At 72.0% G+C, this 19,659-nt stretch carries 19 protein-coding genes and 1 riboswitch; of the genes, 9 read left to right on the top strand and 10 right to left on the bottom strand.

Annotated elements, in window-relative coordinates; all coding sequences use genetic code 11:
* Positions 1-39: 39 nt before the first annotated feature.
* From ABZX90_RS37960 to thiO, 5 genes are all read right to left on the bottom strand, one after another.
* On the bottom strand, positions 40-915 hold the full coding sequence (locus ABZX90_RS37960) for a deoxyribonuclease IV (protein ID WP_355212805.1): 876 nt from the start codon (positions 913-915) through the stop codon (positions 40-42).
* 131 nt (positions 916-1,046) lie between these two features.
* The gene (pknB, locus tag ABZX90_RS37955; RefSeq protein ID WP_355212803.1) at positions 1,047-2,990 is read right to left on the bottom strand and encodes a Stk1 family PASTA domain-containing Ser/Thr kinase; all 1,944 of its coding nucleotides are present in this window, start codon (positions 2,988-2,990) and stop codon (positions 1,047-1,049) included.
* Positions 2,991-3,355: 365 nt separating this feature from the next.
* Positions 3,356-4,150 (bottom strand): thiazole synthase, encoded by a 795-nt coding sequence (locus ABZX90_RS37950; RefSeq protein WP_351131749.1) that lies wholly within the window; start codon positions 4,148-4,150, stop codon positions 3,356-3,358.
* 3 nt (positions 4,151-4,153) lie between these two features.
* On the bottom strand, positions 4,154-4,354 hold the full coding sequence (gene thiS, locus ABZX90_RS37945) for a sulfur carrier protein ThiS (RefSeq protein ID WP_351131751.1): 201 nt from the start codon (positions 4,352-4,354) through the stop codon (positions 4,154-4,156).
* A complete protein-coding gene (thiO, locus tag ABZX90_RS37940; RefSeq protein WP_351131752.1) occupies positions 4,351-5,517 on the bottom strand; it encodes a glycine oxidase ThiO in 1,167 nt (388 codons plus the stop codon). Before thiO ends, thiS begins: the two co-directional genes overlap by 4 nt.
* A riboswitch (TPP riboswitch) is annotated at positions 5,515-5,628 on the bottom strand. (Overlaps the previous gene by 3 nt.)
* A 52-nt stretch (positions 5,629-5,680) precedes the next feature.
* Here thiO and ABZX90_RS37935 point away from each other — a divergent pair.
* The 6 genes from ABZX90_RS37935 to ABZX90_RS37910 all read left to right on the top strand — a co-directional run bounded on the left by ABZX90_RS37935 (position 5,681) and on the right by ABZX90_RS37910 (position 10,657).
* On the top strand, positions 5,681-6,058 hold the full coding sequence (locus ABZX90_RS37935) for a hypothetical protein (RefSeq protein ID WP_351131754.1): 378 nt from the start codon (positions 5,681-5,683) through the stop codon (positions 6,056-6,058).
* A gap of 32 nt (positions 6,059-6,090) precedes the next feature.
* Positions 6,091-7,329 (top strand): FAD-dependent oxidoreductase, encoded by a 1,239-nt coding sequence (locus ABZX90_RS37930; protein ID WP_351131756.1) that lies wholly within the window; start codon positions 6,091-6,093, stop codon positions 7,327-7,329.
* 64 nt (positions 7,330-7,393) lie between these two features.
* The gene (locus ABZX90_RS37925) at positions 7,394-7,765 is read left to right on the top strand and encodes an Rv2175c family DNA-binding protein (protein ID WP_261706908.1); all 372 of its coding nucleotides are present in this window, start codon (positions 7,394-7,396) and stop codon (positions 7,763-7,765) included.
* Positions 7,766-7,856: 91 nt separating this feature from the next.
* Positions 7,857-8,516 carry a thiamine phosphate synthase gene (thiE, locus tag ABZX90_RS37920; protein WP_355212799.1) on the top strand — a complete coding sequence of 220 codons (660 nt, stop codon included), beginning with the start codon at positions 7,857-7,859 and terminating at the stop codon, positions 8,514-8,516.
* Between the two features lie 159 nt (positions 8,517-8,675).
* Complete coding sequence (gene metF / locus ABZX90_RS37915) at positions 8,676-9,599, top strand: methylenetetrahydrofolate reductase [NAD(P)H] (RefSeq protein ID WP_351131759.1); 924 nt, start codon at positions 8,676-8,678, stop codon at positions 9,597-9,599.
* A 56-nt stretch (positions 9,600-9,655) separates the two neighbouring features.
* Positions 9,656-10,657, top strand: coding sequence for a hypothetical protein (locus tag ABZX90_RS37910; protein ID WP_351131760.1), 1,002 nt, complete (start codon positions 9,656-9,658; stop codon positions 10,655-10,657).
* Positions 10,658-10,739: 82 nt separating this feature from the next.
* Here the strand turns inward: ABZX90_RS37910 and ABZX90_RS37905 are convergent, their stop codons facing one another.
* The 5 genes from ABZX90_RS37905 to ABZX90_RS37885 all read right to left on the bottom strand — a co-directional run bounded on the left by ABZX90_RS37905 (position 10,740) and on the right by ABZX90_RS37885 (position 17,059).
* A complete protein-coding gene (locus tag ABZX90_RS37905; RefSeq protein WP_355212796.1) occupies positions 10,740-12,263 on the bottom strand; it encodes an NAD(P)/FAD-dependent oxidoreductase in 1,524 nt (507 codons plus the stop codon).
* Between the two features lie 110 nt (positions 12,264-12,373).
* Positions 12,374-13,012, bottom strand: coding sequence for a DUF4126 domain-containing protein (locus ABZX90_RS37900; RefSeq protein WP_355212794.1), 639 nt, complete (start codon positions 13,010-13,012; stop codon positions 12,374-12,376).
* 408 nt (positions 13,013-13,420) lie between these two features.
* Positions 13,421-14,050, bottom strand: a complete 630-nt coding sequence (locus tag ABZX90_RS37895) for a TetR/AcrR family transcriptional regulator (protein ID WP_355212792.1) — start codon at positions 14,048-14,050, stop codon at positions 13,421-13,423.
* A gap of 35 nt (positions 14,051-14,085) precedes the next feature.
* Positions 14,086-16,170 carry a YhgE/Pip domain-containing protein gene (locus tag ABZX90_RS37890; RefSeq protein WP_355212790.1) on the bottom strand — a complete coding sequence of 695 codons (2,085 nt, stop codon included), beginning with the start codon at positions 16,168-16,170 and terminating at the stop codon, positions 14,086-14,088.
* Complete coding sequence (locus ABZX90_RS37885; RefSeq protein ID WP_355212788.1) at positions 16,157-17,059, bottom strand: ATP-binding cassette domain-containing protein; 903 nt, start codon at positions 17,057-17,059, stop codon at positions 16,157-16,159. Before ABZX90_RS37885 ends, ABZX90_RS37890 begins: the two co-directional genes overlap by 14 nt.
* Before the next feature lie 162 nt (positions 17,060-17,221).
* Between ABZX90_RS37885 and ABZX90_RS37880 the strand changes: the two genes are divergently transcribed.
* The 3 genes from ABZX90_RS37880 to ABZX90_RS37870 all read left to right on the top strand — a co-directional run bounded on the left by ABZX90_RS37880 (position 17,222) and on the right by ABZX90_RS37870 (position 19,523).
* Positions 17,222-17,788: an SAV_6107 family HEPN domain-containing protein gene (locus ABZX90_RS37880; protein WP_351131768.1), complete on the top strand. Its 567-nt coding sequence runs from the start codon at positions 17,222-17,224 to the stop codon at positions 17,786-17,788.
* A gap of 290 nt (positions 17,789-18,078) precedes the next feature.
* Positions 18,079-18,849, top strand: a complete 771-nt coding sequence (locus ABZX90_RS37875; protein ID WP_351131770.1) for a methyltransferase — start codon at positions 18,079-18,081, stop codon at positions 18,847-18,849.
* A gap of 275 nt (positions 18,850-19,124) precedes the next feature.
* Positions 19,125-19,523 carry a DUF3040 domain-containing protein gene (locus ABZX90_RS37870; protein WP_351131771.1) on the top strand — a complete coding sequence of 133 codons (399 nt, stop codon included), beginning with the start codon at positions 19,125-19,127 and terminating at the stop codon, positions 19,521-19,523.
* The last annotated feature ends 136 nt before the right edge of the window (positions 19,524-19,659 follow it).

The following is a 19,659-nucleotide window of genomic DNA, read 5'->3' as shown; positions in this document are numbered from 1 at the left end:
TTCCCCAATGCGTCCGCGAAGTGCCGGGTGTTGTCGGCCTCAGCCGTCGCGGAGCTTCTTCAGCCGCTCCACATCGGCCGCGTGACCCTCCTTCCCGCCGGGTGTCTCGATGATCAGGGGTACGCCTTCGGTGGCGGGATGCGTCATCAGGGCGCGGAACGGGTCCTCACCGATGTGGCCGGAGCCAATGTTCTCGTGACGGTCCTTGTGTGCGCCGACCACGTCCTTGGAGTCGTTGGCGTGGATCAGCTTGAGCCGCCCCGCACCGACGGTGTCGACCAGCAGATCGAGGGTCTGGTGCATACCGTTCGGCCCGGTCAGATCGTGGCCCGCCGCGAAGATGTGGCAGGTGTCGAGGCAGACGCCCAGCTTGGGGTGGGCGTCGAGGGCCTCGAAGTACGGTCCGAAGTCCCAGGTGCGGGAGCAGAGGGAGGCGCCCTGGCCGGCCGTCGACTCCAGGAGCAGGAACGGGTCGTCGTCGTGGGTCAGTTCGTCCAGCAGCGGCAGGAGGCGGTCGCGCACCTGCTTCAGGGCGACGGACCGCTCCCGGCCGCCGGTGGCGCTCCCGGTGTGCACGACCACACCCAGGGCGCCGATCTCCCGCCCGCGCCGCAGCGAGTGCCGCAGCGACTCCACCGACTTCTCGACCGTCGCCTCGGTGTGCGAACCGAAGTTGATCAGATACGGGGCATGGACGTACGCGGGGATCGACCCGGCGGCACAGGCGGCGCGGAAGTCCTCGTCCTGCTTCGGGTTCCCGGCGGGCGTCGCCCAGCCGCGCGGGTTGGCGACGAAGACCTGGACGGTCTCGGCCGCGAGGTCACGGGCGTAGGCCAGGCCCACGGAGTTGAGGCCGCCGGCCACGGGGACATGGCCGCCGACGGGGTTGCGGAGCTGCTTGCTGGTCACACCCATCAGGGTGACACGCGCCGCCGGGCGCCCCGCGGGCGGACCTCATGGGGGAGCGGCCCCGGGCGACTGCTGCCGCCCGCTCCCGGACGAGGGAGTCGAACGGCAACGGCCCGGGGGTCGCGCGTCCCCTGGAGTCAGCGGATCTCGATCGTGATCGTCGAGCCCTTGGGGGCCGTGTCGCCGCCGTCCACCGACTGCTTCTTGACCGTGTCGCCGAAGAGCCCGAGCAGTCCGCGGTCCACGTCGACCTCGAACCCGGAGTCCTCGAGCGCCTGCTTCGCGTCGTCCACGCTGTCGCCCACGACGTCCGGGACCTCGACCATCTCGGGGCCCTTGGAGACCGTCAGCGTCACCGTGTCGCCCGTGGCGGCCTCGAGGCCCGAGCGCGGAGTCTGTTCGGCGACCTGGCCCTTGTCGAACTCCGAGGTGACCTGCTGCGCGGCGATCTTCACCTTCAGGCCCGCGTCCTCCAGCTCCGCGGTGGCGTCCTCGACGGACGAGCCGGTCACGTCGGGCACCTCCACCGGGCTGCCCTTGCTCACGACGATCGCGATCGCCGAACCCGAGTGCCGTGATGTGCCCGCGCCCGGATCGGTACGGATCACGAAGCCCCTGGTCACGTCGTCGCTGAACTCCCGGGTGACCATGCCCGCGGCGAGCCCGTCGCCCTTCAGCACGTCCTTCGCCTTGAACAGCGCGAAGCCCTTCAGATCGGGCACCTTCACCGTCCTCGGGCCGTCGGAGATGGTCAGCGTCACCGAGTCGTTGTCGCGGATCCGCTCACCGACCCCGGGGTCGGTGCTGATGACCGTGCCCCGCTTCACGGTGTCGCTGAAGGCGTGCTTGACCTGCTTGACGTCGAGCCCGGCGTCCTGGAGCCGGGCCGTGGCCTGCTGCTCCGTCTTCGCCAGGACCGGCGGGACCTCGGTGAACTGGCCGGAGTTGATGTACCAGACGCCGCCGCCGAGTCCGAGCACCAGCACGATCGCGGCGACGACCATCAGTATCGCGCGCCGCGGACGTGTGTCCGGGCGCCCGACGGGCGCGGTCGGCGCGGCACCGAAGGGGCTGGCCTGCTCGAACCGGCTGGTCCGGTTCAGGTCGTGGCCGTCGTCCTCGTTCACGGGCAGCGGACGCGGGACGGACAGCGAGTTCGGGATCACGCTCGTCCGGTCGTCGGCGTTGCTGTGGCCTACGGCGAGGGCCCCCGGCGGCACGGCGTCGAGCTGGTACGCGGTGAGACCGGCCCGTGCCTCGAGGACCTGGCCGAGCAGCGCCACCGCGTCGGCCGGGCGCACCTCGGGATTGCGGGCGGTGGCCGTGGTGACCAGCACGTCCAGCGGGTACGCCATACCCGGCACGGCGGCCGACGGAGGCGGCACGTCCTCGTGGAGGTGCTGGTAGAGAACCTGCGCGGGGGAGTCCCCGGTGTACGGCTTGGCGCCGGTGAGCATCTCGTACAGGACGACACCGCAGGCGTAGACGTCGACACGGGTGTCGGCGGTGCCGTGCTCGATCTGCTCGGGGGCGAGGTACGACACGGTGCCGAGGACGGCGCCCGTCGTGCTCGTGACCGTGTCCACGGCGCGGACGAGGCCGAAGTCCGCCACCTTGACCCGGCCGTCGTCCCCTATCAGGACGTTCTCCGGCTTCATGTCGCGGTGCACGAACCCGGCGCGGTGCGCGGCGCCGAGCGCGGCGAGCACCGGCTCCAGGATGTCGAGCGCGGCCCGGGGCTGCAGGGCGCCGCGCTCGCGCAGCACGTCACGCAGGGTGCATCCGGCGATGTACTCCATGGCCAGATAGACGTACGACCCGTCCGCCCCCTGGTCGAAGACCTGCACCACATTGGGGTGCGCCAGCCGTGCCACCGACTTGGCCTCGCGGATGAACCGCTCGACGAACGAACCGTCGGCGGCCAGCGTCGGGTGCATCACCTTGAGCGCGAGAACGCGGTCGAGGCGGGTGTCCAGGGCCCGGTAGACCGTGGCCATCCCGCCGACCGCGATCCGTGCGTCGACGCGATAGCGGCCGTCGAGCACGTGTCCGACAAGCGGGTCCTGAAGGGTCGTATCCACGCAGGTGAGTCTACGAGCCACCACTGTCACGCCGCCCCGTTCGGCCGATACCGGGGCCCGACTGCAGCCGACCTGTGACGCACGCCGCACGCACGAGGGCACGGTCATCGCACTGATGTCCGATCAGACCCCTGTCCGTCGCCGCAAGGCCACAACGCGACAACCTGCGCCGCCGTCGGCGCCGCCCCGCCCAGCCGCGGCAACCCTCACCGCTAAGCCCGTCCTACGGCATGAGGCGCACGTCATACGGGTCGCACCCGGAGACGCCCGGACACTCGCACCCGCGGCACCCGCCGACGGCGAGCACCGCCGGGGAGACCCGCCGGGCCCGTCCGGCCGGAAACCGACGGCCCGCGCCCAGGTGATCAGAACGCCGGGCGCTCCGGGTCCAGCACCGCCATGCCCTCCACGGGAGAGGACGCTGTGGCGAAGTGCCGCCGGGGGATGCGCCCCGCCCGCCGCGCCAGGCGCCCCGCCTCCACCGCGTGCCGCATGGCCTCCGCCATCAGCACCGGCTCCTGCGCCCGCGTCACCGCCGAGGCCAGCATCACGCCCGCGCACCCCAGCTCCATGGCGAGCGCGGCGTCCGAGGCCGTGCCCGCCCCCGCGTCCAGGATCACCGGCACGCGCGCGTTCTCGACGATCAGCTGGAAGTTGTGCGGGTTCCGGATTCCGAGCCCGGACCCGATGGGCGAGCCGAGCGGCATGATCGCCGCGCAGCCGACGTCCTCCAGCTTCCGCGCCAGCACCGGGTCGTCGTTCGTGTACGGCAGCACGGTGAAGCCGTCGTCGACCAGCGTCTCCGCCGCGTCGAGCAGCTCGATCGGATCGGGCAGCAGGGTGCGCTCGTCGGCGATGACCTCCAGCTTGACCAGGTCGGTGCCCAGCGCCTCGCGCGCGAGACGGGCGGTCAGCACGGCCTCACCGGCGGTGTAGCAGCCGGCCGTGTTCGGCAGGACGCGGATGCCGAGCCGGCCGAGCACCGACAGGACCGAGCCGTGCACGGACGCGTCCACGCGCCGCATCGCGACCGTCGTCAGCTCCGTTCCGGAGGCCGCCAGGGAGCGCTCCAGAACGTCGAGGCTGGGCGCGCCGCCCGTCCCCATGATCAGCCGGGACCCGTAGGACGTACCGCCGAGGACGAAGGGATCGTCGGCCATGGGTCAGCCTCCTTGGACGGCGGTGAGGACTTCGACGCGGTCGCCCTCGGCGAGGGACGTGGACGGCCACTGCGCGCGCGGGACGACTGTTTCGTTCAGGGCGGCGGCCACCCCGGCCGGTGCGGGGGTGAGGGTCGCGACGAGCGCGTCGAGAGCGGTTCCCGCGGCGATCCGCTGCCGCTCCCCGTTGACGACGATGTTCATGCGGGCTGCTCCGTGAGGGCGGTGGCGCCGAAGCGCAGAGGGGTGAACGGGCGGGCTTCGGCGGGGAGTTCGCCGGTGGTCAGGACGTGGGCCATCGCGTCGCCGGTGACGGGCGTCAGCAGCACGCCGTTGCGGAAGTGCCCGGTGGCCAGCAGCAGTCCGTCCAGCGCGGTCGGGCCGAGCAGCGGCGCGTTGTCCGGCGAGCCGGGGCGCAGCCCCGCGCGGGTCTCGGTGAGCGGCAGCTCGGTGATCCCGGGAACCAGCTCGTGGGCGTCGCGCAGCAACTCGTAGACGCCGCCCGCCGTCACGGTGGTGTCCCAGCCCAGCTCCTCGCTGGTCGCGCCCACCACCAGCTCGCCGTTCTCGCGCGGTACCAGGTAGACGTGGCTGCCGCGCACCATGGCCCGGACGGTGCGGTGCAGGAAGGGCGCGTACCGCTGCGGCACGGTCAGCCGCAGCACCTGCCCCTTCACCGGGCGCACGGGCGGCAGGACGTCGTCGGGGACGCCCGCCAGACGCCCGCTGAGGCTGCCCCCGGCGAGCACCACCCGGCCGGCGGTGAGCTCGGTGCCGTCCGTGGTCAGGACTCCCGCGGCCCGGTCGCCCACGACGGTCAGGCGCTGCGCCCAGGTCCGGTGCACGACCACTCCGGCCCGCTCGCACGCCGTGACCAGGGCCCGTGCGAGGCGCCGCGGGTCGATCTGGTGGTCGCCGTCGACCCGCAGACCACCGCGTACGCCGGGCGCGAGCATAGGCTCCAGACGGCGGCACTCACGGCCGCTCAGCCACTCCGACTCCAGCCCCGACCGGCTCTGCAGAGCGTGCAGTTCCCGCAGGTGGGCGCGGTCGTCGGCGTCCAGCGCGACGGCCAGCGTGCCGCACCGGCGGTAGCCGAGGTCCTGGCCGGTCGCCTCGGTGAGCTCGGCGACGAAGTCCGGATAGCGGCGCGCGGAGGCGAGGTTGAGGCCCAGCAGGGTCTCCTCGCCGAAGTGCAGTTCGGTGACGGCGGCGAGCATCCCGGCCGCGACCTGGGCGGCCCCGCCGCCCGGCTCGGGGTCCACGAGCGCGGTGGTGAACCCGCGTTGCGCGGCCCGCCAGGCTGTCACCAGACCGATGATGCCGCCCCCGATGACGAGGACGTCTGACGAACGTGCAGGCGACATAGGCGTCCAGCCCCTCCCTTCGCCGGCATGACCCGGATCAGGTTCGTACGGTCGGAGGCCGCCCCAGCCTCCCTCTCAGCCCGGTGCGTCCGGGCTCCCGCGAGTGCTTTACGTTGGCCACCCTAGCCCTCCCCCGCCCGTCTCAGTAAGGGAGCCTCCGCCCATGGCGCGATCGCTCGACGGCCTTGTCCTCGCCCCCGTCGCCGACCAGGCACCGGGCCAGGTGGGCACCCGCACGCGGTTCGCCTACCACGAGGAGGACGGCCTGGTCTGGGCCGACTACGCGGGCGGTGACATCGTCCGAGGACACCTGGTGGGCACCCGTGAGGGCGACCGCCTCGACTTCCGGTACGTGCAGCTCAAACACGACGGGACCACCGCGTCGGGCCACTGCGTGTCCCTCGTGGTGGAACTCCCCGACGGCCGCGTCCGACTGGAGGAGAATTGGGCGTGGGAGTCGCGGCAAGGCACGGGGACGAGCGTGGTGGAAGAGCCGCGCGTGACAGACCGTGTGGAACAGGTCACTGAGCACGCCCCCTGACTGACGAATTGTCAGGTGTCTAAGGTGATCAGGTGAGCGAGCAGACGCAGGCACAGTCTCAGTCGCAGGAGCCCACGGCACGGCGGGTCGTCGTGGTGGGCGCGGGCATGGCCGGAGTGCAGACCGCGGTCGCCCTGCGCGAGCAGGGCTTCAAGGGCACCGTCACGCTGATCGGCGCGGAACCGCATCAGCCGTACGACCGGCCGCCGCTGTCCAAGGCCGTCCTGCTGGGCAAGGCCGAGGGCTCCGCCTTCGACGTCGACTTCGAGGCCCTGGACATCGACCTGCGGCTGGGCCGCGAGGCACTCGGCGTACGCCCCGGGGACCACGAACTGGACACGGCCGCCGGGCCCGTCCCGTACGACGTCCTGGTCGTCGCCACCGGCGCGGAACCCATCCAGCTGCCCGGCGCGGAAGGCGTGCCGGGGGTGCACCTGCTGCGCACCCTGGACGACGCCGACCGGCTGCGTCCCGTCCTCGCCCGGCAACACGACATCGTGGTCGTCGGCGCGGGCTGGATCGGCGCCGAGTTCGCCACGGCGGCGCGCGAGGCGGGCTGCGCGGTGACGGTCGTCGAGGCCGCCGACCGGCCCCTCGCCGGCGCGCTGCCCGCCGAGGTGGCCGCGCCGATGGCCGCCTGGTACGCGGACAGCGGCGCCTCGCTGCGCACCAACGCGCGCGTGGAGCGCATCGAGCCCGGCGCGGTGATCCTGGACGACGGCTCGCGGGTGCCCGCGGACGCCGTCGTGGTCGGGATCGGGGCGCGGCCCGCGACCGGCTGGATCGCCGGCTCCGGCATCGAGCTCGGCGCCCACCGCGAGATCGTCGCCGACAACCACCTGCGCACCTCCCTGCCGGACGTCTACGCGGTCGGCGACTGCGCCTCCTTCCCGTCGGGACGCTACGAGGACCGCCTCCTCGTCCATCACTGGGACAACGCCCTCCAGGGCCCGCGCACGGTCGCCCTGAACATCGTCGGAGAGGCGCCCGCCGCCTACGACCCCGTGCCGTACTTCTGGTCCGAGCAGTTCGGCCGCTTCGTGCAGTACGTCGGCCACCACGCGCCCGCCGACACCCTGGTGTGGCGCGGGGACTCCTCCAGCGCCGCCTGGTCGGTGTGCTGGCTCCGCGAGACACGGCTGGTCGCCCTCCTGGCGGTGGGCCGCCCGAGGGATCTCGCCCAGGGCCGTCGGCTCATCGAGGCGGGCGCACGCATGGATCCGGAACTGCTCGCGGACCCGTCGAGGCCCCTGAAGGGCGCCACGGCCTGATCCGTCACCCCAGGTCGGACGCCCTTGGCTTCCGACTGTCGGTCCGGGATGGCAGGCTTGTCCCGTGACCGAGATTGACGCAAAGATCGATGCTCTCGTCCCCGCCTGGCTCACCCTCCCCGACATCGCCGAACAGTTCGGCGTCGAGGTGACGCGCGTCCGGCAGCTGGTCAAGGACGGCCAGCTGATCGCCGTACGCCGTGGTGAGAACCGCGCGCTGCACGTCCCCGCCGATTTCATCGACGCGGACGAACAGAAGGTCGTCAAGGGCCTGGCCGGCACTTTGACGCTCCTGAGGGACGACGGCTTCTCCGACGAAGAGGCCCTCGAGTGGCTCTTCACCCCCGACCCGAGCCTGCCCGGCACCCCCGCGCAGGCTTTGAGCGAGAATCGCGGCACGGAGGTGAAGCGCCGCGCCCAGGCGCTCGCCGTCTGACCTGAACGCGACCGTCCGGCACGGGGAGCGCGGCGGCGGGACCATCCCGGCCGCCGCGCTCCCCGCGCACCGACAACGGGGGGACCCACGCATGCCCGAGAACGCCGCCACCACCGCGCGCGGCCGGCTCGCCGACGCCCGCGTCTACCTGTGCACGGACGCCCGCAGGCGTCAGGGCGACCTCGCCGAGTTCCTCGACGCGGTCCTGGCGGGCGGCGTCGACATCGTGCAGCTGCGCGACAAGGGCATGGAGGCGGGGGAGGAACTGGAACACCTCCAGGTCTTCGCGGACGCCTGCGCCCGCCACGGAAAGCTCCTCGCGGTCAACGACCGGGCGGACGTGGCCCACGCCGTCCGCGCCGACGTCCTGCATCTGGGCCAGGGGGACCTCCCGGTTCCCGCGGCCCGCGCGATCCTCGGCGACGAGGTCCTCATCGGCCGCTCCACGCACGCCGGGTCCGAGGCCGCGGCCGCCGCGGTCCAGAAGGGCGTGGACTACTTCTGCACCGGCCCCTGCTGGCCCACCCCCACCAAACCCGGCCGTCACGCACCCGGCCTCGACCTGGTCCGCGGCACGGCCGCTCTCGGCACCGACCGCCCCTGGTTCGCGATCGGCGGCATCGACCTCGGCCGCCTCGACGAGGTGCTCGAAGCGGGCGCCCGCCGGGTCGTCGTCGTACGGGCGATCACCGAGGCGGACGACCCGGGCGCGGCGGCGGCGGAGTTCGCGAAGAGGCTGCGCGAGGCGTAGCCGCGCCGGCAGCCCGCGCGGAGAGCGCCGATCCGGCCGAGGCTGTCCGAGGTGTCCGAGGTGTCCGAGGGTGTCCGAGGGGTGGACAAGAAATCGACAGATCGGACAAATCTCAGCGGTTCGGTTGGGGGACCGACGCCCTCTGGCTAACCTGCGAGTATGGCCCTCGGATCTGCTTCCACCAGGACTGATCGCGCACGCACCGTGCGAGACATGCTCGCGACCGGCAAAAAGACCTACTCGTTCGAGTTCTCGGCGCCGAAGACCCCCAAGGGCGAGCGGAACCTGTGGAACGCCCTGCGGAGGGTCGAGGCCGTCGCGCCCGACTTCGTCTCCGTGACCTACGGGGCCGGCGGCTCCACCCGGGCCGGCACGGTCAAGGAGACCGAGCAGATCGTCCTCGACACGACCCTCACCCCGGTCGCGCACCTCACCGCGGTCAACCACTCCATCGCGGAACTGCGCAACATCATCGGGCAGTACGCCGACGCGGGCATCCGCAACATGCTGGCCGTGCGCGGCGACCCGCCCGGCGACCCCATGGGCGAGTGGGTCCCGCACCCCAAGGGTCTGACCTACGCGGCCGAACTCGTGCGCCTCATCAAGGAATCCGGAGATTTCTGCGTCGGGGTCGCCGCCTTCCCGGAGATGCACCCGCGGTCCACCACATGGGACCTGGACGTCTCCCACTTCGTCGACAAGTGCCGCGCCGGCGCCGACTACGCGATCACACAGATGTTCTTCCAGCCGGAGTCCTACCTGCGCCTGCGCGACCGCGTCGACGGGGCGGGCTGCGCGACGCCTGTCATCCCCGAAGTCATGCCGGTGACGAGTGTGAAGATGTTGGAACGGCTGCCCAAACTCTCGAATGCTTCGTTCCCGGACGTCCTGAAAGAGCGGATCCTCACAGTCAAAGACGATCCGGCGGCTGTACGCTCCATTGGGATCGAGTTCGCGACGGAGTTCTGTGCGAGGCTGCTGGCCGAGGGAGTCCCCGGACTGCACTTCATCACGCTGAACAACTCAACGGCGACGCTGGAAATCTACGAGAATCTGGGCCTGCACCACCCGCAGCAGGCCTAGACCGGTCGCACCCGCGTACGACACACTGCGTAGCGGCCACTGGGAGAGGGGCGTACATGGGCTTGACGGTCCTCTATCTTGCCTTCGGCATCGTCGCGCTGTGGCTGCTCGGCGAGGTGCTGCTGCAGTACAAGGCGCGCCTGCGGTTCCGGCTGCTCGCCTTCGTCGGCTTCCTCGGTGTGGTTCTCGGCGTCCTGATGCACTCGGTCGTGGTCATCGGCCTGGGCGCGGCCGCCTTCACGGTCGGCCAGACCTATGTGACGCTGTCGTTCCGCCAGGGCTTCGCGCAGGGCTGGGCCATCAACGGCCGCTCCGCGCCGGCCAAGCCCAGCAAGCGCCGCCGCGGGGAGCCGGAGAACCCCGAGAACTCCGAGAACCCGGAGAACGACGACCCGTCGCTCGAGGGCTCCGACCTCGAAGCGGGCGATGAGGCGGCCTACCGGCGCGACGACCAGTACGCCGCCGATGACGACGTCTTTACACCCGCGCAGTCCGACCGCTTCATGCCCCCGGAATCGGCCGAGCCCGCCGCCGCGTCCACCGCGGTGTACGAACCGCAGCCCCTGCCCGAGGACACCGGCTCCTACGGCGTCTACAACGCCGCCGCCTACGCCGCCGCCAACGACCAGTCCTACGCGGGCGCGGCCCAGTCCCAGGACCAGCAGGCGTACGCGACGGCCTCCCAGGACCAGCAGGCCTACGCGTACGACGGCTACACGGGCTACGACCAGCAGCAGTACGGCTACGACAACAGCCAGCAGCAGTACGCCGCCTACTCCGACCCGTACATCGGCCAGCAGACGTACACGGGCGCCTCGTACGACACCACCTACAACGGTGGCGACCAGCAGCAGTACACGCAGCAACAGCAGAACTACGGCCAGGACCAGTACGGCACCGGCACGTACGGCGGCGAGACCCCGGCCGGCGGCGTCTGGGTGCCGCAGCAGCGCACCGACGAGCAGTACGGCGGCGAACTCCCGCCCGAGCAGCAGCAGTACCCGTACCAGGGCAACGGCAACAACAACGCCGGGTTCGACGAGCAGTACCGCTACTGACCGGCCGGACAGCGGCTGAGGGACTCCCCGCACCGCTGCCCGCCCGGTCCCAGGCCCTGCCGCTCCTGCCCGCCCGGTCCGTTCACTGCGAGCCCTGGAAGCCCTGCCCTTCCACGATCAGCCCGGCCACCAGCGCGCCCGACATGCCCGCGTGCGGCAGGCCGCCGCCCGGGTGCGCCCAGCCCCCGGCCGCGAAGAGCCCGGGCATACGCGTGCCGTTCGACGGGTGCAGCAGCCGCCCGTCCGCCGCGGCGAGCGCCGGGGCGGGGACCGCTCCCCCCTCGACACCGGTCGCCTCCGCGATGTCGGCCGGCGTACGGACCTCGTGCCACAGGAGCCGGTCGCGGAGACCGGGCAGGGCACGCCCGGCGGCGTCGAGGACCCGCTCAACGTCCGCCTCGGACACCTGCGCGCCCGACGGCACCGTGACCGTCAGAGTGACCGCCTCATGCTCCGCGTCCGGTACGAGCGCGGGGTCGTCGGGTCGTGACACCACGACGCTGGGCGCCACGGGCAGCCCGCGGCGCTCGCCGAAGAGCCGGTCCAACTCGCCCTCGCGGTCGGCCGTGTGGATCACCGTCCGATGGGCCACCCCGTCGGGCCGCCTGCCACGCAGTGCGAGCAGCACCGTCAGCCGGCTGGACGCCCCGGGCTGCGGCGGGACCTCGTCATCGCCCCGGATCACCGCCCCGGGGACGAGACTCTGAAGGACTCCGGGCGCCACGCCCGCGACCACGAAGTCCGCCTCCGCGAACGTGGTTCCCCCGGGACCGGAAGGCTGGGAGCCGGCCTCGGAGAACTCCACGCCGACGACCCGGCCGTCCTTCTCGACGATCCGCTCGACGGAGGTGGCGAAACGGAACTCGACCCTGCGGGCCACACATCGCTCGTACACCGCGCGCGCCAGCTCCCGGATGCCGCCGCGCACGTACCAGGTGCCGAAGGCGTGCTCCATGTACGGCAGCACGGCGGCGCTCGCCGGGGTGTCGCGCGGGTCGAGCCCGTACACCAGGGCGTGGCTCTCCAAGAGGGCCGTCAGGCGTGCGTCGCGCAGCTCCCAGGCGCCGATCTCGGCGAGGGTGCCGGCCCGGCGGGTGCGCAGCAGCTTCTTGTGCGTCACCGACGGGTAGGGCTCGCGCTCCGCCAGCACCGGCCAGTTGGGCCACAGCGGCTCTTCCAGGAGCGGTCTGCGGGAGCGGTCCCACGCCTCGCGGGCCCGCACCAGGAAGTCGCCCCACCGCGCGCCCGCGTCCGCGCCGAGCGCTTCGTCCAGCGCGGTGAGCACGCCCGCGCGCGAGGCGTTCGGCAGGGACACCCGCGTGCCGTCGGCGAAGACATGGTCGGTCGACGGGTCGACCTGCACCAGCTCGACGCACTCCTCCAGGGGCTGCTTCCCCGTCTTGACGAACAGGTCGCGGTAGACGGCGGGCAGCGGCAGCAGCCCCGGGCCCGTGTCGAAGGCGAAGCCGTCGCGCTCGAAGCGGCGCACCGCACCGCCGTACGTCTCCGTCCGCTCGTACACCACCACCCGGTGGCCCGCGACGGCCAGCCGGGCGGCGGCCGCCATCGCGCCCATCCCGGCGCCGATCACCGCAATCCGTCCCATGCCGGCGACTTTATCGGCCGCCACCGACAGTCCCGCCCCGGAGGCCGGGCGGGACGGTCCTGGCCCGCCCCCGGCACCGAGGCCGGCCGGCGCCCGGTCCGCCCCGGCGGTCAGTCGTGGTTCGCCCGCGACTCCCGCACGGGCGGCTGCTCCACCCGTGCGGCCATCCGTCTCTCCCCCCGGCGCTGCGCGCGGCGGACCAGGAACCGTCTGATCCGTGAGACGAGGAAGTAGAGCACCGCGAGCCCGGTGAACAGCAGGACACCGGCGATCATCGCCGCGGCCTCGGGATGGAACATGGCGAAGGTGAGGAGGCCGGCGACCCCGAGATCCTCGGCGGTGCTCATCACGAAGTTGCTGAACGGTTCCGGCGAGGTGTTGATCGCCATCCGCGTCCCGGCCTTGACCGTGTGGCTCGCCAGCGCCGTCGAACCGCCGATCAGGCCCGCCGTCAGATCCGAGACCGAGCCGCTCTGTCCGGCGAGCAGCGCCCCGACCCACGCACCCGCCACCGGCCGGATCACGGTGTGCACGGAGTCCCACACCGAATCCACGTACGGGATCTTGTCGGCGACCGCCTCGCAGAGGAAGAGAACGCCGACTGTGACCAGGATCTCAGGGCGTTGCAGGGACTCCGGGACGTCGTCGCTCAGCCCGGTCGCTCCGAAGACGCCGAGGAGCAGCACCACCGCGTACGCGTTGATACCGCTGGCCCAGCCGCTGGTGAAGACCAGGGGGAGTACGGACACGGACGCGATCGTAACCAGTCGGCAAGAGGGCGTCCTGGGCATGAGTGCGTATGCCTGAGTATCCGTACCTACAGGGTGAGATGAGTAGGCGCACGGATGGGCCCGACCTGCGCGAACGGGAGAGTGGAGACACGGAAAGGGGCGCGGCTCCGGTACCGCCGACACGGGGCGGCGGAACGGAACTCGCGCCCTTGGCCGCTCCTTCCGCCGACCCGCTCGGCGGGAGTGAGACACGGGGGAACCCGGGGGACGACCGAACGGGGGCCCAACGGGGGTACGGGGGGAACGCACGGGGGAGCACGACGAAGCGCCGGTTCGAACGGCCCGCGGGGGACGCGGCCGTCCGAACCGGCGCTTTCGTATGCGGAGCGCGTCCTCGGGGCGCGACGCGCTCCGAGGACGCGCGGCTCAGCCGTGGCCGCTCACACGCCCCTGGAGGAGCCGGGACAGCGCCGCGTGGACGTCGTCCAGGGAGCGCTCCGGCTGGAAGGCCTGCCAGTCCAGGGCGGCCACCAGGACCATCCCGACCAGCGCCGCCGCCGTCAGCGGGATGTCGATCTCGTCGCTGAGCTCGCCGCCCGCCACCGCGTCGCGCAGAACGTCCTCGACGACCGCCACCGCCTGCTGCCGCACCACCATCAGGGTGGACTGCCAGGCCCGGTTGGTACGCCAGAGCTCCGCCACGTAGAGCTGGGTGAAGGCCGGATAGCGGTTGATGAAGAAGAGCCCGGCCCGGATCATCGCGTCCAGCGCGTCGACCTTGCTGCCACCGTCGCGGGCGGTCTTCTCCGCCGCCTCCCGCAGCGAGGCGGTGAGGAGGCCCACGCCGTGCCGCAGCAGTTCCTCGAAGAGGACCGACTTGCTCGCGAAGTTGTAGTAGACCGTGCCTTTCGCGACCCCGGCCCGCTCGGCGATCTCGTCCACTGTGGTGGCGGAGAAGCCCTGTTCGGCGATCAGGGTGACGGCCGCCTCGTAGAGCTTCTGCCGGGTCGCCTCGCGGCGGGTGCCGCCGCCCGCCGTGGTGCTGCTGCTGTCCATGGCCCCGATTGTCACAGGAGCGCCCGCGCGCGTTGTCACAGGCTCAGCTCCGGGTGCAGCCGGTCGAAGGTCCACACCTGCTTGCGGCGCGCCGACAGGGCGGTGAGCGCGAGGGCGCCCACGGTGAAGGCCGTCAGTACGACGCACGCCGTCCGGACCGGGTCGAGGCCGCCGCCGGAGATGAGCCTCCGGAGGGCCTCGACGACGTAGCTCATCGGCAGGAACGGGTGGATCGCGTTGAAGAAGCCCGGACTGGTCTGGACGGGGTAGGTGCCGCCCGCCGAGGTGAGCTGGAGCATCAGGAAGGCCAGGACGAGGATCCGGCCCGCCGCTCCGAAGCGCGCGTTCAGCCACTGCACGATCGCCGCGAAGCAGGCCGTCACCAGGAACAGGAAGCCCACGGTTCCGGCCGCCCGCACCATCTGGAGGCCGATCGCCCAGTGGAGCACCGCCATCAGTGCCGCCGTCTGGAGCACGCCGACGGCGGCGACCGGCAGCCAGCCCGCCAGCGCGATGCGCCAGGCCGAGGCGCCCGCCGCGAGCGCGCGTCGGTTCAGCGGCTGGATCAGCATGTACGCCACCATCGAGCCGACCCAGAGGGACAGCGGGATGAAGTACGGGGCGAATCCCGTGCCGTAGTTGGGCGCCTTGTGCAGGTCCCTGGAGGCCAGTTGCACCGGGTCGGCCATGACCTGGGTGCGCTGGTCGCGGTCGGGCTTGTCGTAGTCGGGGATCTGGTCGGCGCCGTCGTGGAGTCCGCCGGCCAGCTTCCCGGAGCCGCCGACGAGCTTGTACAGGCCGCCGTCGAGGTCGCTCGCGCCCGTCTTCAACTGTCCGACGCCCGTGTCGAGGTCCGACGCGCCGGACTTGGCGGTGCCGAGACCGGAGTGCAGCCGCTTCGCCCCCTTGGCGACCGCGGAGGCGCCCTCGTTCAACTCGTTGATCTTGGAGACGGAGTCGTCGAGGTCCTCGGAGAGATGCGGCGAGCGGTCGGCGAGGGCCTGTGCCTGCTTCTCCAGCGTCGCCAGGTTCTTGTCCAGCTTGTCGAGGTCGCCGTCCTGGTCGTCGATCAGCGTGTTCACGTCGTCGGCGACCTTGACGACGTCCGCCGCCGCCTCCTTGGCCTTCTTCAGCTCGGGACACGCCGCGTCAGGGATCGGGAGCGTCTCGCACCGCGCGCGGTGGACGGTGTCCAGCGCGTCGGACGCGGTGCGCGCGCCCTTGGCCGCGGCCGGGGCCGTCTCCACCAGGGTGTCGAGGTTGTGGCGGATCCCAGCGGCCGAGTCGGCGACCAGCCGGGCCGTGTCACCGATCGACTTCTCGTTGTCCTTCAGGAAGGGGCCGACCTTGTCCGCGACCCCGTTGACCTTGTCGGCCAGCGCCCGGGTGCCGTCCGCGACCCGGCGCGATCCGTCCTCCAGGTCATCCGCGCCCGTGTTGAGTTTCCTCAGGCCCCCGGAGAGCGTTCCGCTGCCCTTCTTGGCCTCCTTGAGGCCGTCCGCGAGGTCCTTGGAGCCCTTCTTCGCCTGGCCGATGCCGCCGTTGAGTTTGTCGGCGCCCTCGGCGGCCTGCACGGTCGCCCCGTGGATGTCCGAGAACGAGATGAAGATCTTGTCGAGGAACGAACGCGAGGCCTTCGTGGACGCGGCCGTCCGCACCTCGCTGAACACCGTGCGGGAGATCTGCCCGACGATGTAGTTGTTCGCGTCGTTGGTCCGCACCTGGAGCGCGCTCGTCTCGGGCGACGCCCCGGAACTGGACGCGATCCGCTTGCTGAAGTCGCCCGGCATGGTCAGCGACAGGTAGTACGTGCCGTCCTCCACACCCCGGCGGGCCTCGGCGGAGCTCACCTCGTGCCACTCGAAGGTGTCGCTGTCGCGCAGCCCCTCGGTGATGTTGTCGCCGACCGTGACCTTCTTGCCGCCGGCCGTCGCCCCCCTGTCGTCGTTCACCAGCGCCACAGGGATGCGGTCGAGACGGTCGTACGGGTCCCAGAACGACCACAGGTAGAGGGCGCCGTACAGCAGGGGCAGCAGCAGGAGCGCGGCCAGCGCGGCACGCGGAAGCTTGCCCCGGCCGAAGCGGCGGAGTTCAAGAACGGCCAATTCAGGCGAGCGCATCGGCCGTCTCCTTGTCGTTGGTCCCGCTGTCGCTGTCGCTGTCGCTGTCGCTGTCGGCTGCGGCGCCGGCGTCGGCAGTCGGGGTGATGGCAGCCGAGGTGTCGGCCTCGGCGGTGGCAGCGGCAGTGGTGGTGTCGGCGGTGGCAGCGGCGGTAGTGGTGTCGGCGGTCCTCGACGTGCCGCCCGGTGCGGTGGACACGACGACGGCGCCCTCGGGGGCCTCGCTGCACACCGCCAGCACCGTGGTGCCCGACTCGGCCAGCGACGTCAGCAGGGCCCAGACCTCGGACCGTTCGGCGTCCGAGAGCTTGAGGTCCGTGTCATCGACACCGAGCAGCCGCGGGCGCCCGATCAGGGCCAGCGCGAGGGACAGCCGCAGCGCTTCGAGCCGCTCCAGATCGCGTACGGCGGTCCTCGACTCCTTGGGCAGCGTCGCCGGGTCGAGTCCGGCGGCGGCCAGCGCGGCGTCGATCCGCAGCGCGGTCTCGCTCACCCGCTCGGCGCGCGGCCGCAGCAGGCCCCGCAGCGAACCGCCGAACCGCCGCTGCAACAGAGCGCGCTCCCGCAGGTGCTCCCCGACGGTCAGGGCGGGGTCGAGGTCCGTGACCCCGGGAACATGTGCGAGCGCGCTCGTCCGGCGCACCGCGGCCATCTGCTTCGGCAGTCTCGACGAACCCACGGCCGCCGTCCCCTCGGTGGCCTTCATCCGGCCCGTGAGTGCGAGCAGCAGGCACGTGCGGCCGGACCCGGACGGCCCCTCGATCGCGACGAGCGATCCCGGCTCCGCGTCGAGACGAACCCCCCGGAACGCCCAGCCGCGGGGCCCCCTGAGGCCGAAGTCCTCGGCCGTGACGCCCAGTCCGTTCGGACCGTCCACAGCTTCCCCCATCCCCTGAAACATGGAACTACTTTTGAACTGACTGGTCAGTGCAAAAACTATCCCGAACTTTCGATCGAAGCAAAAGCCCAGGTCAGAACGGATTGTCAGTGGCATACCGCACGATGGGCACATACGGCCACAGTGCCGTCACACGACGACAGGAGGTTCGTCATGGCCAGCTCTTCCGCAGCCGCCGCCCGTCGGCGCCGCGCCCCCGGCCCTGCCCCCTCACTGAACGGCCCGGCGGGCGATGTGCATCCCGTGCTCCGCCGGGCCACGGCGCCACCCGCCGCCCTCGACCTGCTCTCCCAGGCCCGCGCCGGACTCGACGAGGCGACGGCCCTGGAAACGTCCAACGACCGCTACGCGACGGCCCACTTGGCCGCGCTGCGCACCGCCGCCGCCGTCCTCGCCGCGCGAGGCCGCCCGGAGCCCACGCCCCGACGCAGGGCGCGGATCCGCAGCGCCTGGGAAGTGCTCCCGGAGATCGCGCCCGAACTGACCGAGTGGAGCGCGCTGTTCGCCTCCGGGGCCACCCGCCGTGCCCGCGCGGAGGCGGGCATCCAGGGAGCGGCCACCACGCGCGACGCCGACGACCTGATACGCGACGTCGCCATGTTCCTGCGTCTCGTCGAGCGGATGCTGCTGCTGCAACCCGTGCTGCCCCAGCCCCGTCAGGACGGGGACCGTGACCGGGACGGTGACCGGGTGGACAGGGAGGTTCCGGACGCCGGTTGACCGGCGCGGGGGTGAGGAGCGGGGTGACGGACGGGCCGACTTGAGGGCCACGGGCGGACCGTGCGAGGACCGCGGTTCGCCCGGTGCGAGGACCTCGGGCGGAGCGTGGGGCGCCGACGGCCCGGCGCCCGTCCGGCGGCCGTTCATCGTGCGATCCGGCACACGTGAGACGGAGGGTCGTCCACGGCGGCGGAGGCAATAGGGTGGAGTCGCCTGCAGCCTCCCGCCGGGAGGCCCGAAGATCGCTCCGCCGTACGAAGAGGCGGTGCCGCGCCGAGGAGTCAACTGCCGTGTCGGACCCGATGCGCCCCCGCGCTTCTCTCCGTACCGCCGTGGTCTGGGAGGTCCTCAAGGACGCCCTGGACCGCCGGGTCAAGGTCGCCGGGCGGGAGTCGCTCGACGTACTGGACACGGGTGGCGGCAGCGGTAACTTCGCCGTGCCCGTCGCCCGGCTCGGCCACCGTGTCACCGTCGTCGACCCCAGCCCGAACGCGCTGTTCGCGCTGGAGCGCCGCGCCGCCGAGGCCGGGGTCGCCGACCGTGTGCAGGGTGTCCAGGGCGACGCGCACGGCCTCTTCGACGTGGTCGAGCGCGGCGGCTACGACGCCGTGCTCTGCCATGGCGTCCTGGAGTACGTCGACGACCCGGCCGAGGGGGTCCGCAACGTGGTGGACGCGCTGCGGCCCGAGGGCGTGCTCAGCCTCCTCGCCGCCGGCCTCGGCGGAGCCGTGCTGGCCCGCGCCCTCGCCGGGCACTTCAAGGAGGCCCGGCACGCACTCGATGACCCGGACGGACGCTGGGGCGAGGGTGATCCTGTTCCGCACCGGTTCACCGCCGAGCAGCTCACCTCCCTGGTCGCGGGCGCCGGCCTGCACGTCGGTGCCGTGCACGGCGTACGGGTCTTCGCGGATCTGGTGCCGGGGGTCCTGGTGGACACCGAGCCGGGCGCCCTGGAAGCCCTGCTGAAGCTGGAGGCGGCGGCCGCCGAACTCGCCGCGTTCCACTCGGTGGCCACACAGCTCCATGTGCTCGGTGAGGCCCGCGGGGCCGGTGAGGGCTGAGCGGCCTCCCGTGGTGCGCCGCTGATCAGGGGCTCGGCAGCAGATGGAGTACGCCACAGACCACCCGATCGAGTGCTCGGCGCCGTATGATCGGGGGAGACCGTCCGGCATGACGGACCGTTCGCTGGGGAATGCACGCCTCAGTACATCGGGTCGCCATGACGGCTTCCGGTTGGCGAATTGGCGTAGAGGGGCGGGTTTCACGGGGGCGATTCCCTGCCTATCCTGAAGGGGACCCCCGGTCGCCCCGGCGACTGCACGATGAGGAGGACTCCGTGCCGCTCTCGGAGCACGAGCAGCGAATGCTCGAGCAGATGGAGCGAGCGCTGTACGCCGAAGATCCCAAGTTCGCGACAGCGCTTGAGGGAAGCGGGCTGCGTACGTACACCCGACGACGGGTTTACCAGGCGGTCGCGGGCTTCCTGGTGGGTATCGCGCTCCTCATGGCTGGAATGGTCGCAGTTCAGATCTGGCTGAGCGTGGTGGGCTTCCTGGTCATGCTGGGCTGTGCGGTGCTCGCCGTCACCGGTTGGCGCAAAGCTCCCAAGCCGGGTGAACAGCCGGCCGCCTCGGGCTCACCGGCCGCTCGCCGTCAGGGCCGGCAACGCCGCTCCGTAATGGACCGCATCGAACAGCGCTGGCAACGTCGCCGCGACGAACAGGGCGGCAACTGAGCCCTGCGGCGTCGCAGCCACAGACATACGCGTGAGGGGGCGCGGAGATCGTCGTACGGCAGGCAGGCAGGCAGGCGGGCAGCAGGCAGGCGGTTGGGTGTCGGCGTGGGGGCACCTCCGTACGGCGTGCGGGCGT

The organism is Streptomyces sp. NPDC002935, from assembly GCF_040611295.1.
GTDB lineage: Bacteria > Actinomycetota > Actinomycetes > Streptomycetales > Streptomycetaceae > Streptomyces.
Note: the sequence above shows the minus strand (reverse complement) of the source record. Positions and strands in the feature narration are given on the sequence as shown.

Bases quoted from the DNA above. Each gene is read 5' to 3' on its own strand.
- ABZX90_RS37960 (WP_355212805.1), bottom strand. From the start codon at position 915: ATGGGTGTGACCAGCAAGCAGCTCCGCAACCCCGTCGGCGGCCATGTC.
- ABZX90_RS37950 (WP_351131749.1), bottom strand. From the start codon at position 4,150: ATGGCCGACGATCCCTTCGTCCTCGGCGGTACGTCCTACGGGTCCCGG.
- thiS (WP_351131751.1), bottom strand. From the start codon at position 4,354: ATGAACATCGTCGTCAACGGGGAGCGGCAGCGGATCGCCGCGGGAACC.
- thiO (WP_351131752.1), bottom strand. From the start codon at position 5,517: ATGTCGCCTGCACGTTCGTCAGACGTCCTCGTCATCGGGGGCGGCATC.
- ABZX90_RS37935 (WP_351131754.1), top strand. From the start codon at position 5,681: ATGGCGCGATCGCTCGACGGCCTTGTCCTCGCCCCCGTCGCCGACCAG.
- thiE (WP_355212799.1), top strand. From the start codon at position 7,857: ATGCCCGAGAACGCCGCCACCACCGCGCGCGGCCGGCTCGCCGACGCC.
- metF (WP_351131759.1), top strand. From the start codon at position 8,676: ATGGCCCTCGGATCTGCTTCCACCAGGACTGATCGCGCACGCACCGTG.
- ABZX90_RS37910 (WP_351131760.1), top strand. From the start codon at position 9,656: ATGGGCTTGACGGTCCTCTATCTTGCCTTCGGCATCGTCGCGCTGTGG.
- ABZX90_RS37905 (WP_355212796.1), bottom strand. From the start codon at position 12,263: ATGGGACGGATTGCGGTGATCGGCGCCGGGATGGGCGCGATGGCGGCC.
- ABZX90_RS37895 (WP_355212792.1), bottom strand. From the start codon at position 14,050: ATGGACAGCAGCAGCACCACGGCGGGCGGCGGCACCCGCCGCGAGGCG.
- ABZX90_RS37890 (WP_355212790.1), bottom strand. From the start codon at position 16,170: ATGCGCTCGCCTGAATTGGCCGTTCTTGAACTCCGCCGCTTCGGCCGG.
- ABZX90_RS37885 (WP_355212788.1), bottom strand. From the start codon at position 17,059: ATGGGGGAAGCTGTGGACGGTCCGAACGGACTGGGCGTCACGGCCGAG.
- ABZX90_RS37880 (WP_351131768.1), top strand. From the start codon at position 17,222: ATGGCCAGCTCTTCCGCAGCCGCCGCCCGTCGGCGCCGCGCCCCCGGC.